We start from the raw sequence: 16,817 nt of genomic DNA on the forward strand, positions 1-16,817 counted from the left end.
GCAAGTTCTGGGGCGCGTGGCGGGTTGCGCGCGAGGCCGAAATCCGCGCCGGCGGATCGCTGACGCTGGTGTCGGGATTCCTCAGCGTCCGTCCGCGGCCGAATTCGGCGATCGTCAGCGCCGCCAATGGCGCGCTGGAATCGCTTTCGCGGGCGCTTGCGCTTGAATTGGCGCCGGTGCGCGTGAACTGTATCTCGCCCGGCATCGTCGACACGCCGATCCGTGCCGCCATGCCGGAAGAGGCGCGGCGCGACATGCTGGCGAAAGCTGCGGCTTCGCTACCGGCCGGCCGCGTCGGCGTCGGCGAGGATATCGCGCGGCAAATCCTGAGTTTTATTACGAACGGTTTTGCGACGGGATCGACCGTCTATATCGACGGCGGCGCGCTGGTCATCTGATTTGTCGGAGGAAGCATCATGGCCTCAGAGAAGAGCGGCGCCTTCATCCGCAACATCGCCGAAGTGCCGTGGCGCGAATTCCCCAATCATTTTGGCGGCGCGTTGTCAAAACCGCTTGTCATGCCGGAGACCGCCGGCTCCCGCCACATCGACTATCGCATCTCGATGTACCAGCCGATGGCGCATGTCGCGTGCCACAAGCATCTGGTGCAGGAGCAGATCTACCACGTGCTCGAAGGCGAGGGGCTGATGGAGATCGCGGGGAAAAATCACGTCGTGCGCAAGCACGACTTCATCTTCCTGCCGCCCGGCGTCGAACACGCGATCTCGAATTCGGGACTGGTCGATCTGGTATTTCTGGTGATTACGTCGCCGGTGACGGATGAGGAGAAGGTGGTGTGAGAACTCCTGCCTCGCCCCGCTTCTGCGGGGAGAGGTTAAGGCGGCAGGCTGGCCTCAGCTCGGAACCACCGCCCTCTACGTCCTAGCCGACCCGAGCAATACCACGCCCGCGATCAGCACCGCGCAACCCGCCATGCCGTGACCCGCTCGCCGAGGATCAGCATGCCGAACATTGCTCCCACCATCATCCACATCTCGCGCGCGGGCGCGACGAGGCTCAGCGGCGCGCCCATCTCGATGGCTGACAGCACGAGGATGTAGGACAGCGGCGCCAGCGCGCCGACGCCGAGCGCTAGCCACCAATGGCCCTGCATCCTTTTCTTCGCCCCCGGCCAGTCGCGCATCACGATCGGCACCAGCAGGAAGAAGCGCAACAAATTGGAAAGCCAGTCGAGCACGACCGGGTGGATTCCGAGCACCTTGACGCCGTATCCGTCGACGACGGTGTAACTCGCGATCAGCGAACCCGTAGCGGTGCCCCAGCGCACGCCGTCCAGGCCGCGCGGCTTTTTGAACGCGGAGAGGTCGCCTTGCGTGGTGATGAGGCCGATGCCGGCAATGACCGCGAACAATCCGACGATGCCCTGGCTGGTCGGCGTCTCCCGCAAAAGGATGAACGCGCCGATCGAGGACAGCATCGGCCCGGTGCCGCGCGCGACCGGATAGACCACCGAGAGATCGGCGACCTGGTAGCCGCGCTGCAGGCACAGGCTGTAGGCGAGGTGAATGACCGTACTGAGCACGATGCAGATGACGACAGGCGCGTTCCAGGTCAGGTCGTCATAGAGCAGAATCCAGATCATCCACGGCAGGTAGACGATGCTGGAGAACAGATTGGAGGCGAACACGAAGGCCGCGCCGGCGGCAGCGGCGCGCTTCGCGAGTAAATTCCATGTGGCGTGGATAAAGGCGGCGAGGACAACGAGTGTAAGCGGGACGAGCGACATGAGACCTCCGTGCCATCAGGCGCGAACAAGATCTCGACATCTCCTCCTCTGGGCTTTTGTCCCTCGGGTGCAGCCGCGTGCTACCGCGGTTTCCGCAACGCTCGGACCGGCGATGGCGGTTTCGCCATCCGGAACCCTAGTTGCCACTCAGTCGATGGAACTCCGATATGCGGTGCGGTCAATGCGGAATTTATGCTGCAGGTGCGCAATGCCGCGCGGTCAGGCGGCCAGATCCTGCAGCAGCAGCGACGAACCGCGAATCAGCACCTTGCGTCCCTTCGCCGTGATGACGGGAGCGTCGCCGATCATCACAGCGAGTTCCAGCGCGATCAGGCCGTCGATCGTGTAGCGGCTCATACGCGGCAATCTTGATGCCGGCGTGCGCAATGCCTTCAAGGCTTCCCACTGGGACGGCGTCAGGTCGTAGTCGAATTCTTCGTTCATGGTGCCTCGGCTTCCACAATTCTTGTGGCGTCTCATAGCGAGCGCACGTGAAATTCGTGCGACCGCAACGAGTCGGTATTTCGACAAGCGACGATGCGCTGTCACATCATCGTGTCATTGGAATTGGTCGATGTCGTCGAATCACGCGGGGGGCCAAAACAAAATACGCAGGCACAGGTCGCGTGAGCAGGGCCGGCAAAAAGGCCGCCCGATCGCCGCAACCCTTAGGAGAAGGTTACTAACGAAAAGTAAACGGTGGGGCTGGTTCGAATACCGTGATGCAGCTCACGGTGGTAGGGTGAGCAAACGCGAGCGCCGTCAGACCTCATCCTGAGGAGCGGCGTGAGCCGCGTCTCGAAGGATGAATGGCACCAGCCGGGCCACATGGTTCGAGACGGCGCTACGCGCCTCCTCACCATGAGGGTTAATGGTTGCTACGATTCCGCGATTCTATCCGCGCCGTACACTCGCGCCGCCATCGACCGGCAGTGTCACGCCGGTGATGAAGCTCGCTTCATCCGACGCAAGGAACAGCGCGGCGTTGGCGACGTCCCAGCCGGTGCCCATCTTCTGCCGCAGCGGAACCTTGCTGTCGCGCTCGGCCTCGACTTCGGCGCGGCTCTTCCCCCATTCGCGGGCGCGGGTATCGACGGCCATCGGCGTGTTCATCAGGCCGGGCAGGATGACATTGGCGCGGATGCCGTATTGGGCGTTCTGGTAGGCGAGCTGTTCAGTGAAGGCGATCATCGCTGATTTGGTCGCCTTGTATGCCACATACGGGTAGGTGGTGATCGCCGCCATCGAGGAGATGTTGATGATCGCACCGCTTTTCTGCTGGCGCATGATCGGGATCACGTGCTTCGCGGCAAGCACGCAGCTCTTCAGATTGATCGCGACGCAGCGGTCGAACGCTTCTTCGGAAATCTCGAGCAGTTCGGCATCGCCGCCGGACAGGCTGACGCCGACATTGTTGTGCAGGATGTCGATGCGGCCCCAGCGCGTTTGCGCATCCGCCACCATCGCCTTGAGCTCGGCGTTCCTGGTGACGTCGGCCTTGAACGCTGCCGCGGTGCCGCCGTTCGCGGCAATCAGGTTGACGGTTTCCTGCGCCGATTCCAGATGGTGATCGACGCAAAGCACCCTGGCGCCTTCGCGCGCGAAGGTCAGCGCGGTGGCGCGGCCGTTGCCGATGCCTTCGCCGGGGCTCTGGCCGGCGCCGACGACGATGGCGACACGATCTTTCAGACGCATTCATTCCACTCCCGGGATCGGGTACTGTTGCAGTACCTCTTTGTAATAGGATTCGTTGTCGATCTTCATCGTCGCCAGCACGCGGACCACGGCGCAATAGAAGGCGATGGTGAGCACGAGGTCGGTCATCTCCTCGTCGGAAAGTTGCTGCTTGATCTCGGCGAAGGTCGCCTCCGACATTGCCAGTTCCCGCACCATCTCGCGGGCGCCACGCAGGATCACCTTGGCCAGCGGCTCCAGCTTCGAGGGCTTGCCCTCGGTCTCGGCCATCAGCGCGGCGATATCGTCATCGGTGACGCCGAACTCCTTGCCGATCTTCACATGGTGGGTGAACTCGTATTCGGATTTCTCCATCCAGCCGACCTGGAGGATCGCGAGTTCACGCAAGCGCGGATCGAGCTTGCTCTTGAAGCGGATGTAGTTGCCGACGCCGTTGAAGGCGCGGGCCATGTCGGGCGAGTTCACCAACAGCTTGTGCAGATTGGTGTTGCGCTTGAGCATGTCGCGGTATTCGGGGGCGACCTGGTCGGCTTCAAGATAGGGCAGGCGAGCCATTTTGTTGTTGTCCTTGTTGGCGATAGCGGTTCAGCCTCATCTAGCCGTAGAGCGCTTTGTGCTCCTGCTCATACTTGGCATAGGAGTCCTTGATGCTCGCCATGTTCAGCAACATGGTTGCAACCGGTTTCTCATCTGCCGCGAACACGGTCGTGCGCATCCACACGCTTTCGGTGCGACGGCTGCCGCTGAGCGCGACCACTTCGCGTTCGGTCGAGTAGCTTTCGCCGACGAAGAGCGGCCCGCGCAGCAGGCGGATTTCCTGATCGGCAAACAGGCCGACCGCAGGTCCGCGCACCGGCAGCCGGTCTTCGCGGGCGCGGTATTGAAACAGCACGCTCAGCATCTCGAACGGAATGATCGCCCGGCCCCAGGGATTGAGCTCCTGCGAATAGTAGGCTGAAGGTTCGGTGATGGCCTTCAGCTTGTCGGCCAGCGAAAACGGGTAGAGATCGCCCATGTGCTGGTCGAAATCCATTTTCACCGTCTGCCGTCCCGTCTTCATGCCGACCTCGAGGTCGGCGAGGATGACGGGATCGGCGAGGGGCTTTAGTTCACCGAGCCGCCGGGAAAGCGCCGTCTCCGCGACGTCACCGACGGAAGCCGTGCCACGCAGGATCTCGGTGCCGTCGCGCTTGGTCATGCCGATCGCGCAAGTCGTCTGGCCGGGCTTGGGCTTCTCGATACTGGCCTGAACTTCCTCGCCCTCGAAGGCGGGGTTGCGGTAGTGCGCGGACAGGCATCCGGTTTCGAACCAGGCCTGGCCCCAGATCCGTTCGCACAGCGGCGCGAACTGGCTGAAATGGGTCGGGCCCTCGATGGTGCCGCCCTGGAAGCCGAGTTTTTGCGCGGTGGCGTCGTCGTGGATCGAGGCGTGCGAGTCATACACCTGCGCGTGGAGCATCTGTTTGGGGCTGCGCCACGGCCCCACCAGCAGATTGCCGCTCTCCAATAACTCGGTCCTGAATGCCGGTTCTGTCATCCCTGGTGTCTCCCTTTACGCCCAAGCGTTTCAAAGAAGGCGAGGTCCCGCAAGGGGCGGGCCGATCCACAAGGCAGGCCGAGATATGTCCTGCGGCCATGAATTCACGCTGGGCACGCATAGCAAAACCGGTGCATTCTGTTCGCAATTAGACCGGTTCAAATCACCGGCGCGACGGGGAGCGGACGAATGGCGTTGATGGAAGTGGGGCTGGACGACAAGTACCGGCTCGATGCGAAGCGAATCTTCCTCTCCGGTACGCAGGCGCTGGTCCGCCTTCCCATGTTGCAGCGCGAACGCGACCGCGCGCAGGGGCTCAACACCGCCGGTTTCATATCAGGCTACCGCGGCTCGCCGCTCGGCATGTACGACCATGCGCTGTGGCGCGCCAAAAGCTTCCTCAAGCAGCATGACATCGAGTTCTCGCCTGGTCTCAACGAGGACCTCGCCGCAACTGCGGTGTGGGGCAGCCAGCAGGTCGGCATGTTCCCCGGCGCCAAGGTCGATGGCGTGTTCGGTATCTGGTATGGCAAGGGTCCCGGCGTCGACCGCTCGGTCGATGCGCTCAAGCACGCCAACTCGGCGGGCACGTCGAACAATGGTGGCGTGATTGCGCTGGCCGGCGACGACCATGGCTGCCAGTCCTCGACGCTGGCGCATCAGAGCGAGCAGGTGTTTGCCGCCGCGCTGATGCCGGTGGTCAATCCGGCGACGCTGCAGGATTATCTCGATCTCGGCATTCTGGGTTTTGCGCTGTCGCGCTATTCCGGCTGCTGGGTCGGCTTCAAGGCGATTTCGGAGACGGTGGAAAGCTCGGCCTCGATCGTCAGCGATCCCGACCGCATCAAAATCATCACGCCTGACGATTTCGAGATGCCGCCTGGCGGTCTCTCGATCCGCTGGCCGGATGCGCCGATGGAGCAGGAGCGGCGGCTGCATGGCCCGAAGATGCAGGCGGTCGCGGCATTCGCGCGCGTCAATCGCTTCGACCGGATCGTGCTGGATTCAAAACCCGCGCGGCTCGGCATCATGGCGACCGGCAAGGCCTATCTCGATCTCCGGCAGGCGCTGGCCGATCTCGGCATTACCGATGCCGAGGCGCAGGCGCTGGGCCTGCGGATCTACAAGGTGGCGCTGACCTGGCCGCTGGAGGAATCCGGCGCGCGCGCGTTTGCCGAAGGCTTGCAGGACGTGCTCGTGGTCGAGGAGAAGCGCGGCTTCATCGAGGACCAGCTTCTTCGCATTCTTTACAATGTCGATGCTTCGAAGCGGCCTTCGGTGGTCGGCAAGCGCGACGAGACCGGCGCCATGCTGCTGCCGAGCGAGGGCGAGTTGACGCCGACCATGGTGGCGGCGGCAGTGGTCGCGCGGCTGCGCAGGCTCGGCCATCGCAGCCCCGCGCTGGAGCAGCGCCTCGCCAAGCTCGAAGCCTTCGACCGGCCGGCGGAGGGTGTTGGCGCGGCAAAGCTGCAGCGCACGCCGTATTTCTGCTCGGGTTGCCCGCACAACACCTCAACCAAGATTCCCGAAGGCAGCCGCGCGATGGCTGGCATCGGCTGTCACGGTATGGCGCTCTCGGTGCCGAACCGCCGGACGCAGACGATCTCGCATATGGGCGCGGAGGGCGTCACCTGGATCGGGCAGGCGCCGTTCACCAGCGAGCCGCACGTCTTCCAGAATCTCGGCGACGGCACCTATACCCATTCCGGCCTGCTGGCGATCCGCGCGGCGGCGGCCTCCGGCGTCAACATCACCTACAAGATTCTTTATAATGACGCGGTGGCGATGACCGGCGGCCAGCCGGCCGAGGGCGGGCTGACGGTGTCGCAGATCGCCCATCAGGTTTCGGCGGAGGGCGCCAAGCGGCTTGCCATCGTCTCCGACGATCCCGAGAAATATCCCAGCAATTACTTCCCCTCAGACGCGACTGTTCATCACCGCCGCGAACTCGACGCCGTTCAGCGCGAGCTGCGCGAGGTCAAGGGTCTCACGGTCCTGATCTATGACCAGACCTGCGCGGCCGAAAAGCGCCGCCGCCGCAAGCGCGGGCTCTATCCGGATCCGCCGAAGCGTATCTTCATCAACGAGCGCGTCTGCGAGGGCTGCGGCGACTGCTCTTCCGTTTCCAACTGCGTCTCGGTGCAGCCGCTGGAAACCGAGTTCGGCCGCAAGCGGCGGATCGACCAGTCGAACTGCAACAAGGATTTTTCCTGCATCGAGGGCTTTTGCCCGAGTTTTGTCACCGTGCATGGCGGCAAGCTGCGCAAGGCGGACCGTACCGCGGCCGATCCATCGGCGCTGTTTGCCGATCTGCCGACGCCCGCTACCCCGGCGCTCGCCGGTCCCTACAATATCCTGGTCACCGGCATTGGCGGCACCGGCGTCATCACCATCGGCGCGCTGCTCGGCATGGCCGCGCATGTCGAGGGCATGGCGTGCTCCACGCTGGACTTCACCGGGCTGTCGCAGAAGAACGGCGCGGTCATGAGTCACGTCCGCATTGCGCCCGTTGCGGACGATCTCTCCACCGTCCGCATTGCGCCCGGTAACGCCAATCTCATTCTCGGCTGCGATATCGTCGTCGCCACCAGCATTCCCTCGTTGAGCCGGGCCGAGCGCGGCGTCACGCGCGCGATCGTCAATGCCGATCTGTTGCCGACGGCAAGCTTCGTCATCAACCCCGACATCGATTTCGAGGCCGGGGCGATGCGTGAGGCGCTCAACGAGGCGGTCAGCGCCTCCGATCTCGACATCCTCGACGCAACGGGACTAGCCACCGCGCTGATGGGCGACAGCATCGCCACCAACGCGTTCATGCTCGGCTTTGCGTTCCAGCGCGGGGCGATCCCGCTGTCGCTGGAAGCGATCATGAAGGCGATCGACCTGAATGGCGCGGCGATCGAGATGAACAAGCTGGCGTTCTCCTGGGGCCGCCTCGCTGCCCACGATCTGCAGCGCGTCGTCAGCGCCGCCCGCTTCAAGAGTTCGGGCGCGGCGCCGGTCCGGCGGACGCTCGAGGAGAGCATCGCCTTCCGCGCCAAATTCCTGACGGACTATCAGGATGAGGCCTATTCCAAACGCTACCTCGCCGAAGTCGAACGCGTCCGCGCCGCCGAAGCCAAGACTGCGCCCGGTTCGCATGAGCTGACGGAAGCCTTCGCCAAAGGCTTGTTCAAGCTGATGGCTTACAAGGACGAATATGAAGTCGCCCGGCTCTATTCCGACGGCGAGTTCGCAAAAGCGTTGAAGGCGCAGTTCGACGGCGAGGAGGGCGTCAAGGTCAGCCTCGCGCCGCCGTTGCTCGCGTCGCGCGACAAGGTCACGGGCCGCCTGCGCAAGCGCGAGTTCGGTAGCTGGATTTTCCGCGTATTCGATATCCTGACCCGGTTCAAGTTCCTGCGCGGCACCGCGCTCGATCCGTTCGGCTACACGGCTGAACGCCGGATGGAGCGGGCGTTGCCGGGCGAATATTCCGACATGGTCTTCCGCCATCTCGACAGCGCGAAACCGCAGGATTGGCCGCGTCTGGTGGCGCTGGCGAAATCCGCGGAACTGGTTCGCGGCTACGGCCATATTAAGGAAGCTAATGTCGCGAAATACCGCGCGGAGTGCGCGCGGCTGGAAGCCGCGATCGGCCAACCGGTGGCGCAGGCAGCCGAATAGCGGCTGCACGCCTTGCGTGTGAACTTTTCCACCGCTGAAATCACTCACCGGTAACCCTGAGGGCGGAACCGGCTGGAATTATCCGGCCGGCTTCCTACATGATGGCTGTTCCCCAGTTTGTTGAGTCGGTTTCACGAGGCCTGCGATGGTCCTGAAGAATGCTATTGCCGCAGCACTTTGCACGGGGCTCCTGATATCGGGCAGCGCCGCGCTGGCGGACGAGTATCATGCGGGCGAACTACTCGGTCTCGATCTCCCCCAAGCCGTGCTCTCGCCGAAGCGGCTCGGCCCCGAGACGCAATTCGCGCCGGTTAGAATCGAAGCCCGGACCGATCGCAAGCCGGTGAAGACGGAGCGCGTGGTTGTCCGTAAAACTCCGGAGCGCAAGGCGCATGTTGTGCAGGAGCGTGTGGAGAAGCCGCGCGGTGCGGTCCGTGCCCAGCTTGCGCGCCGCCATAGCAACCCGCTCGAAGCGCAGGCGCGCGACACGCGGATCCAGACCTGGCCGTGCAGGTCGGGCGGCATCTGTGGCTGGCAGAATTAGTTGCAGTAGATCCCGCAGAGTTCGTCATTGCGAGGAGCAACGCGACGAAGCAATCCATTCTTCCCTTGCGGCCCGATGGATTGCTTCGCTTCGCTCGCAATGACGGCATCCTCGCCCATCACGTCATCCACCTGTCGTAAAAGCTTCAGCCGCGAGTCAAATTCAACGGGCACACCTTCGTCGTGATTCGACGAGGGTGCTTCGATGCCGATTGCGATCCACGCCGGGCAAAGCCTGAACCGGCGTCAATTATTGGTCCGCTCCGCCGCAACATGTGCCGTCGCCGGTCTCGGCAGCCTCGCCAGACCCTATCTCAGCCGCGCCGCCGATCGGCCACTTATCACCAGCGGCATTCAGTCGGGGGACGTCTCGGCTGACTCCGCGGTGATCTGGGCCCGCGCCGACCGGCCATCGCGCATGCTGGTCGAGTGTTCGGCGGGCGAAGACTTCAAGACCATCATTGGCTCGGCTTCGGCCGATGCATTGCCGGCGAGCGATTTCACCTCGAAGGTTCTGCTGGGCGGCCTGCCATCGGGGCAGGATATTTTCTATCGCGTGCGGTTCGAAAGCATCGACGAACGCGGGCTCGCCGGCGAAACGCAGGTCGGGCACTTTCGCACCGCGCCCGCGACACGGAGCAACGTATCGTTCGCCTGGTCGGGCGACACGACGGGGCAGGGCTGGGGCATCGACGAAAGCCGTGGCGGAATGCGGACTTACCGGACGATGCTCGACAATCGTCCCGACTTCTTCATCCATTCCGGCGACCACATCTATGCGGACTGCCCGGTGGAGCGGGAATTGAAGCTGCCCGACGGCGGAGTGTGGCGGAACATCGTCACCGAGGAAAAGTCCGTCGTCGCCCAAACGCTGGCGGAGTTTCGCGGCAACTACAAATACAACTGGCTCGATCCAAACTTTCACGCCTTCCATGCCGCCGTGCCCCTGTTCGCGCAATGGGACGATCACGAGGTCACCAACGACTGGGCCCCCGTCGGCACCGCCGACGAGACCGGCTATGCCGAGGACGGCTCCTCGCTGCTGGTGGCGCGGGCGCGCCGCGCCTTCCATGAATTCATGCCGATGCGCGCGCGACCTGCGCAGGAGGACGGCCGCATCTATCGCAAGATCAGCTACGGTCCGCTGCTCGACGTCTTCATGATCGACATGCGCAGTTACCGCGATTCCACCTTCAACAAGCGCGACGACCGCAGCGACACCTGTATCCTCGGCCCGGCGCAACTGGCCTGGCTGAAGCGCGAGCTGGTGTCATCCGACGCCACCTGGAAGGTGATTGCCGCCGATATGCCGATCGGCCTGATCAGCGAGGACGCGATCGCGCTCGGTGACGGGCCGCCGGAGCGGCGCGAGCATGAGATCGCCGACCTGCTCTCGTTCTTGAAGCGCGCCGGCATCCGAAACGTTGTGTGGCTGACCGCCGACATGCATTACACGGCAGCGCACCATTACGATCCGAACCGCGCCGCCTTTCAGGATTTCGAGCCATTCTGGGAGTTCGTCTCCGGCCCGCTGCATGCCGGCACCTGGGCGCCGGCCCCGCTCGACAATACGTTCGGGCCGAAAGCGATGTTCCAGAAGGGCTGCAGCGGCGAAAACCTCGCGCCGTGCTTCGGGATGCAATTCTTCGGCCGCGTCGATATCGACGGCAAGACCGAGGTGATGACCGTGACGCTAAAGGATGTCGACAATCGCGACCTCTGGTCGGTCGATATCGAACCCCGCCCGGATGCGCGGCCGGGCCAGATCATGGCGCAGCACATCTGACGCCTTCGATCGGGAGACGGTCGGCACGGAATTCCCCGGGCGACTTCCATGTTCGCGCCGCATAGTTCGGCGAGGCTCTGTCGCTCTGTCGACACGTTGGCTAAAAAAACAACTCGAAATTGCGTGTGGTTTCTTGAAGGAGGCATTGCGTTGGCGCACAATTCGCCTGTCCCTCCCGACCGGAGCCCTGCCATGTTTGTCGCCGAGAGCAAGCGCCTGACGCATCAGGGCGCGAAGATGATCATGGCGACGGCGCTGGAATTGGCCGGCCAGGCCAAGATCGCGATCTGCTGCGCCATCGTCGATGCCGGCGGGCATGTGATCCTGATCGAACGCATGGACGGCGGCCGCTTCCATACCGTGCACTCCTGCACCACCAAGGCGGTTTGCGCCGCATCGAACCGGCGCCCGACCACGGCCAAGGGCGCGGCCGGCCAGGACCTCGACGTGGCCCACGCGATCGGGCTTGCGCTCGCGGCCGGACCGGAACGGTGGACCGCGATGGAAGGCGGCGTGCCGGTGCTGGTCGATCGCGAATGTATCGGTGGCGTCGGCGTGAGCGGCGGTGACTGGGAGACCGATTTGCGGATCGCCAGGACGGCCGTCGAGTCGATCGGCGCGAAATGGGAATGACATCGTAACGAGGGCAAAGGGATGAGTGCCGATCCGCTCCGCGTGGCCTGTGTCGGGATGGGATGGTGGTCCGACGTTCTGGCGGATGCCATCCAGCGCTCGGGCAAGCTCGAGATCCGCGCCTGCTACACCCGCTCCGATGAAAAGCGCAAAAGCTTCGCGGTAAAGTACCGCTGCCGGCCGGCCGAGAGCTACGAGGCGCTGCTTGAAGATGCCGAGATCGAGGCGATCATCAACACGACGCCGAATGATGTGCATCTGGCGACGACCCGCGCGGCCGCAGCCGCCGGCAAGCACGTCTTTCTCGACAAGCCGATCGCCAACAGCATCTCGGATGGCCGCGCCATCACCGAGGCCTGCCGCAAGGCCGGCGTGGTGCTGGCGCTCGGCTATCAGCGGCGGCGCGAGAGCCATTTCCGCTACCTCAGGCAGCAGATCGAAGCCGGTCGGTTCGGCAAGCTCGTCAACGCCGAGGCGAATATCAGCCGCGACCGCCTCGGCAAGATCGATCTCACCTCCTGGCGCTACCAGGCCGCGGGCATGCCGGGTGGCGTGATGCTGCAGATCGGGATCCACTACATCGACGTGCTCGCCTATCTGATCGGGTCGATCCATGCGGTGCGCGCGCAGTCGGCGCAACTGGTGCTGCCCGGCGACAATCCTGACGTCGCAAGCCTGATCCTGCAGCATGAGAACGGCGCACTCTCGACGCTGAACGCAAGCTACGCCTCGGCGTCCGAATATTACCTGATGAATGTCTACGGCAAGGAGATGACGGCGTTCTACGACCTGCACAATGGGCTGCGGCTGCTCAAGCGCGGCGAAAGCCGCCCGGTCGCGGTGCCTTGCGAAAGCAATGATACCCTTGTCGAGGAACTCGAGGAGTTCGCCGCGGCGGCGCGCGGGCAGCGCCAGCACGAAGTCGGGGGCGAGGAGGCGACGCGATCGCTCGCCGTGGTGCGCGCCGGCATTGTTTCGGCGCGCGAAGGGCGTTTGGTCGAGGTCGCGGAAATACTGAATGGTGACGGAAGATTGTGACGGCGCAGCAGCAGGATAGGAGCGCGCGTGAAACCCGGTACGAGCGTCTGGAAAGCCTGTTTGGTCGCGGTGCTGTTCGTCGGCATTACCGGGCCGTCGCACGCGCAGGACTATCCCTCCAGGGCGATCACGGTGATCGTGCCATTCCCGCCCGGCGGCGCCAGCGACGTGGTGGCGCGCATCGTCACCAACCAGATGTCGAAGATCCTCGGGCAGTCCATCGTCATCGAGAATGTCAGCGGAGCCGGCGGCACGGTCGGCAGCGCCCGCGTCGCTGCTGCCGCGCCTGATGGCTACACCCTGCTTGCCGCGGCGATGGGCTCGCATGTCGCAGCTCCGGTGCTGACGCCGAACCTCAAATACGATCCGGTTACCGATTTCGTGCCCATCGGGTTCACGGCCCATTCCCCGGCAGTCGTCATCGCGCGGAAGGATTTTCCGGCCAACGACCTGAAAGAATTTGTCGCAACCCTCCGGCAACGGGGTGATGCGGTGAAGCAGGCCCATGGCGGCATCGGCGCGTCCTCGCATATGGCGTGTCTGCTGTTCACCGCGGAAATCGGCGTGAAACCGGCGCTCGTCGCCTATCGCGGCTCAGGCCCGGCGTTGAATGATCTGGTCGGTGGGCACGTCGATTTCATGTGCGAGCAGTCGGTCAGCGTGGCGGAGTCGGTTCTGGCCGGCTCGGTCAAGGCCTTCGCGGTCTCGGCTGCGAAACGACTCGAAAACCTGCCGAATGTTCCGACCGCCGGCGAAGCGGGCATCGGCTATCAGATGAGCGTCTGGGCCGGACTGTTTGCACCGAAAGGCGTTCCGCCTGAAATCATAGCCCGCCTTTCCGATGCGCTCGACAAGGCGCTTGATGAGGCCACTGTGCGCGAACGGATTGCCCAACTCGGCGGTTCGATCCCGGCCAAGGACGAACGCAACCCGGCTACCTTCGACCGGTTTGTTCGCTCCGAGATCGCGCGCTGGTCACCCATTCTCGCTGCGGCCGGAACGGGGAAATGAGGTTAGTGCGCCACGTGAAGTGGGCTCAGGGCGTCACCGCGAGATAGCCGCCCACCACCATCAGTACCGAGAGCGCCACGACCACGCCGAGTACGGCGGCGATGATCGCAGGCAGTTCATGGGTTTCCAGCCATTGTCGCAACGCTCTTACCATCGCACCCCTGATCTTGATTGCCCCGCGCCCTGCGCGCAAACTATTCAATAGCGGCCTATTCCCCTCAATGAAATACCGTTGAGGCGGCTTGGCTTGGCACGCGGTGCTTTTTCCTTTCCGGGAGAGCCATCATGGAACATCTGCAAACCCAGGGTATCAGCCTGCCGAAGCTTGGTCTCGGCACCTTTCGCATGCAGGGCGATGCCTGCCGCGCGGCCGTGGAGGGCGGGCTGGCGTTGGGCTACCGGCATCTCGACACCGCCGAGATGTATGACAATGAGGAGGCCGTGGGTGCCGCGATTGCAGCCTCGCGCGTTCCCCGCAAGGACCTGCATGTCACCACAAAAGTCTGGAACGAAAACCTGGCGCCGGATGCGCTCCGCCGGGCGTTCGATACTTCCTTGAAGAAACTCCGGCTCGACCATGTCGACCTCTATCTGGTGCACTGGCCGGCGCCCAATATGAACCTGCCCGAGATCTTCGAAACGCTGATGCGGCTGAAGGAGGAAGGCCGCACCCGCGCCATCGGCGTCGCCAATTTCAACATTGCGCTCGTCAAGACGGTGATCGAGGAGATCGGGGCGCCGATCGCCTGCAATCAGGTCGAATACCATGTGATGCTGGATCAGACGCGGCTTCGCCAATTTCTCACTGCGAAATCAATACCGCTGATCGCCTATTCGCCGCTGGCCAAGGGCTTTGCGGCTTCCGACGCGGCGCTTGCCGCGATCGGCCGCAAGCACAACGCCAGCGCGGCCCAGGTGGCGCTGAAATGGCTGCTCGATCAGGATGGTGTTGCTGCGATCCCGAAGGCGTCGCGCAGCGAGAGCCAACAAGCCAATCTCGACGCGCTGAAGCTGAGGCTCGACGACGCTGACCGGAAAGCGATCGCGGGCTTGCCGAAAGACAAACGGTGTGTAAATCCCGGCTATGCGCCGGCCTGGGATTGATGCCGGTTCTTGCCTTTTCCGCTGGCCGGAATTCGGGTTTTCGCTACACACGGGCGCGGCTCCAGTCCATACTGGATCGCATCAAAGGGAGGTCTTTCAATGCGTGAAGCTGTCATCGTTTCCTATGCACGTACGGGGCTGGCAAAGTCCGGCCGCGGCGGGTTCAACATCACCCCGCCGATGTCGCTGGCGGCCCATGCCATCAAGCACGCGGTGGACCGCGCCGGCGTCGACAAGGAATATGTCGAGGACTGCTATCTCGGCAATTGCGCGCATGGCGCGCCCAATATCGGCCGCCAGGCCGCGCTGCTCGCGGGCCTGCCGAATTCGACCGCCGGCGTCTCGGTCAATCGCTTCTGCTCGTCGGGCCTGCAGACCATCGCAATGGCCGCCAACTCGATCCGCTCTGACGGCTCCGACTGCATCGTGGCCGGCGGCGTCGAGAGCATCTCGATCCCCGGCGGCGGCTCGCCCAAGGAATCGATCGATCCGGAACTGCTCAAGGTCGCGCCCGACATCTTCATGGCGATGATCGATACCGCCGACATCGTTGCCGAGCGCTACAAGCTCAGCCGCGAATATCAGGACGAGTATTCGCTGGAATCGCAGCGTCGCATGGCCGCCGCGCAGCAGGCCAACAAGTTCAAGGACGAAATCGTCCCGATGAAGACCAAGATGAAGGTGGTCGACAAGGCGACCAAGGCGGAATCGATCGTCGACTATGTCGTCGACCGCGACGAGTGCAACCGGCCCGAAACCACCCTTGAAGGCCTTGCCAAGCTCGAGCCCGTGAAGGGCCCCGGCAAATTCGTCACCGCCGGCAACGCCAGCCAGCTCTCCGACGGCGCCGCCGCTGTGGTGCTGATGGAAGCCAAGGACGCCGAGAAGCGCGGGCTCAACCCGCTGGGCCGCTTCGTCGCCTGGGCCTCCGCGGGCTGCGAGCCGGACGAGATGGGTATCGGCCCGATCTACGCCGTGCCCAAGCTCCTGAAGCGCCATGGCCTGAAGATCGACGACATCGATCTCTGGGAACTGAACGAGGCCTTCGCCAGCCAGTGCCTCTATTCGCGCGACAAGCTCGGCATCGATCCGGAGAAGTACAACGTCAACGGCGGCTCGATCGCGATCGGCCATCCCTTCGGCATGACTGGTGCGCGTCTCACCGGCCACATCCTGCAGGAAGGCCGCCGGCGCAAGGCCAAGTGGGGCGTCGTCACGATGTGCATCGGTGGTGGCCAGGGCGGCGCAGGCCTGTTCGAGATCTACAGCTGAGCTAAGCAGCCAGCACGCAATAAAGAAAATGGCTCCGCGAGGAGCCATTTTCCGTTCATAGCGTTTTCGAGCGAAGTGGATACCGGTTCGCGTGAAGACAACGCGTCAAACAAAAGACTGGAGCCCGGTGGACCGGGCTCCAGGTTTCTTCAGTTCAGTGTCGGCCTTAGTAGCGATGCTTCTTGATGACCACGACCCTGTCGTGATGGCCATGCCGCCATCCACGATGCCAGCCGCGGTCGTGCCGGTATTCAGCACGCGCGCCATAGCCGTGATGGTGATGACCGTGGTAACCGCCACGCTTGATCACGACGGTCTCCGCGCTTGCAATCGACGGCGCCGCAATGACGAGCGCGCCGAGGGCCGCGATAACGTATCCAAGCTTCTTCATTCCAATCCTCCTCAATTGAGCGAAGATAAAACATCGGATTGCGCGGAACGTTCCTGCGGAACTTGAAGAGAATTCTGAACGCTTGTTCAGACACGCGCGCGCCGTGTGTTTCTGCCGTTGAACTTTTGGATGAGGCGTCGTCAGTTTCGTAGGATGGGTAGAGCCACCGGGTCGCGTGAACGCGCGCCCGGATGACAGGCTCCGCGAAGCCCATCAACGCCAACGTTTGTGGGTGATTGGTTTCGCTTCGCTCTACCCATCCTACGTGGATGTAGCCGCCGGTGGACAATCGGTTCGAGCTCTGGCGAGCAAACGCATCGGTCTGCCCACTCGGGGATGATTGCCGGCATTGCCGCTATCGCGTGGGCGATGCACGCACTGCTTGCGGAACGTCCAC

At 63.5% G+C, this 16,817-nt stretch carries 17 protein-coding genes; 10 read left to right on the forward strand and 7 right to left on the reverse strand.

All coding sequences use genetic code 11. The annotated features are described in order from the left end of the window. Positions 1-398: SDR family oxidoreductase (locus CQ14_RS45710; protein ID WP_245320204.1), on the forward strand; the 398-nt coding region annotated here is incomplete at its 5' end. A gap of 18 nt (positions 399-416) precedes the next feature. Then, entirely contained in the window at positions 417-800 is a 384-nt protein-coding gene (locus CQ14_RS05390) for a cupin domain-containing protein (protein WP_057856884.1), read from the forward strand. 113 nt (positions 801-913) lie between these two features. Here the strand turns inward: CQ14_RS05390 and CQ14_RS05395 are convergent, their stop codons facing one another. From CQ14_RS05395 to CQ14_RS05415, 5 genes are all read right to left on the reverse strand, one after another. After that, complete coding sequence (locus CQ14_RS05395) at positions 914-1,747, reverse strand: EamA family transporter (protein ID WP_245320205.1); 834 nt, start codon at positions 1,745-1,747, stop codon at positions 914-916. Positions 1,748-1,966: 219 nt separating this feature from the next. Continuing rightward, positions 1,967-2,191: a hypothetical protein gene (locus CQ14_RS05400; protein ID WP_057856885.1), complete on the reverse strand. Its 225-nt coding sequence runs from the start codon at positions 2,189-2,191 to the stop codon at positions 1,967-1,969. Between the two features lie 450 nt (positions 2,192-2,641). After that, positions 2,642-3,442 carry an SDR family NAD(P)-dependent oxidoreductase gene (locus tag CQ14_RS05405; RefSeq protein WP_057856886.1) on the reverse strand — a complete coding sequence of 267 codons (801 nt, stop codon included), beginning with the start codon at positions 3,440-3,442 and terminating at the stop codon, positions 2,642-2,644. Then, positions 3,443-3,997: a carboxymuconolactone decarboxylase family protein gene (locus tag CQ14_RS05410; protein ID WP_057856887.1), complete on the reverse strand. Its 555-nt coding sequence runs from the start codon at positions 3,995-3,997 to the stop codon at positions 3,443-3,445. A gap of 40 nt (positions 3,998-4,037) precedes the next feature. Further along, entirely contained in the window at positions 4,038-4,979 is a 942-nt protein-coding gene (locus CQ14_RS05415; RefSeq protein WP_057856888.1) for a hotdog family protein, read from the reverse strand. Between the two features lie 189 nt (positions 4,980-5,168). Here CQ14_RS05415 and CQ14_RS05420 point away from each other — a divergent pair, with 189 nt between their 5' ends. The 6 genes from CQ14_RS05420 to CQ14_RS05445 all read left to right on the forward strand — a co-directional run bounded on the left by CQ14_RS05420 (position 5,169) and on the right by CQ14_RS05445 (position 13,653). Next, positions 5,169-8,642, forward strand: coding sequence for an indolepyruvate ferredoxin oxidoreductase family protein (locus CQ14_RS05420; protein ID WP_057856889.1), 3,474 nt, complete (start codon positions 5,169-5,171; stop codon positions 8,640-8,642). Between the two features lie 145 nt (positions 8,643-8,787). Further along, the gene (locus CQ14_RS05425) at positions 8,788-9,186 is read left to right on the forward strand and encodes a hypothetical protein (RefSeq protein ID WP_057856890.1); all 399 of its coding nucleotides are present in this window, start codon (positions 8,788-8,790) and stop codon (positions 9,184-9,186) included. Between the two features lie 204 nt (positions 9,187-9,390). Next, a complete protein-coding gene (locus tag CQ14_RS05430; RefSeq protein ID WP_057856891.1) occupies positions 9,391-10,971 on the forward strand; it encodes an alkaline phosphatase D family protein in 1,581 nt (526 codons plus the stop codon). Positions 10,972-11,163: 192 nt separating this feature from the next. Beyond that, positions 11,164-11,604, forward strand: coding sequence for a GlcG/HbpS family heme-binding protein (locus CQ14_RS05435; protein ID WP_057856892.1), 441 nt, complete (start codon positions 11,164-11,166; stop codon positions 11,602-11,604). A 21-nt stretch (positions 11,605-11,625) separates the two neighbouring features. After that, positions 11,626-12,642, forward strand: coding sequence for a Gfo/Idh/MocA family protein (locus CQ14_RS05440; protein WP_057856893.1), 1,017 nt, complete (start codon positions 11,626-11,628; stop codon positions 12,640-12,642). A 27-nt stretch (positions 12,643-12,669) separates the two neighbouring features. Continuing rightward, positions 12,670-13,653, forward strand: coding sequence for a tripartite tricarboxylate transporter substrate-binding protein (locus CQ14_RS05445; protein ID WP_057856894.1), 984 nt, complete (start codon positions 12,670-12,672; stop codon positions 13,651-13,653). Positions 13,654-13,678: 25 nt separating this feature from the next. Here the strand turns inward: CQ14_RS05445 and CQ14_RS47520 are convergent, their stop codons facing one another. Next, positions 13,679-13,807, reverse strand: a complete 129-nt coding sequence (locus tag CQ14_RS47520; RefSeq protein WP_283807193.1) for a hypothetical protein — start codon at positions 13,805-13,807, stop codon at positions 13,679-13,681. A gap of 131 nt (positions 13,808-13,938) precedes the next feature. Here CQ14_RS47520 and CQ14_RS05450 point away from each other — a divergent pair, with 131 nt between their 5' ends. Together CQ14_RS05450 and CQ14_RS05455 are read left to right on the forward strand one after the other, a co-directional pair. After that, positions 13,939-14,757: an aldo/keto reductase gene (locus CQ14_RS05450; RefSeq protein ID WP_057856895.1), complete on the forward strand. Its 819-nt coding sequence runs from the start codon at positions 13,939-13,941 to the stop codon at positions 14,755-14,757. Between the two features lie 99 nt (positions 14,758-14,856). After that, a complete protein-coding gene (locus CQ14_RS05455) occupies positions 14,857-16,029 on the forward strand; it encodes a thiolase family protein (RefSeq protein WP_057856896.1) in 1,173 nt (390 codons plus the stop codon). 166 nt (positions 16,030-16,195) lie between these two features. On the opposite strand, the gene CQ14_RS05460 is transcribed toward CQ14_RS05455, so the two are convergent. Continuing rightward, the gene (locus tag CQ14_RS05460) at positions 16,196-16,420 is read right to left on the reverse strand and encodes a hypothetical protein (RefSeq protein WP_057856897.1); all 225 of its coding nucleotides are present in this window, start codon (positions 16,418-16,420) and stop codon (positions 16,196-16,198) included. Positions 16,421-16,817 lie beyond the last annotated feature (397 nt).

Origin of the sequence: Bradyrhizobium lablabi, from assembly GCF_001440475.1 — a bacterium.
Lineage (GTDB): Bacteria > Pseudomonadota > Alphaproteobacteria > Rhizobiales > Xanthobacteraceae > Bradyrhizobium > Bradyrhizobium lablabi.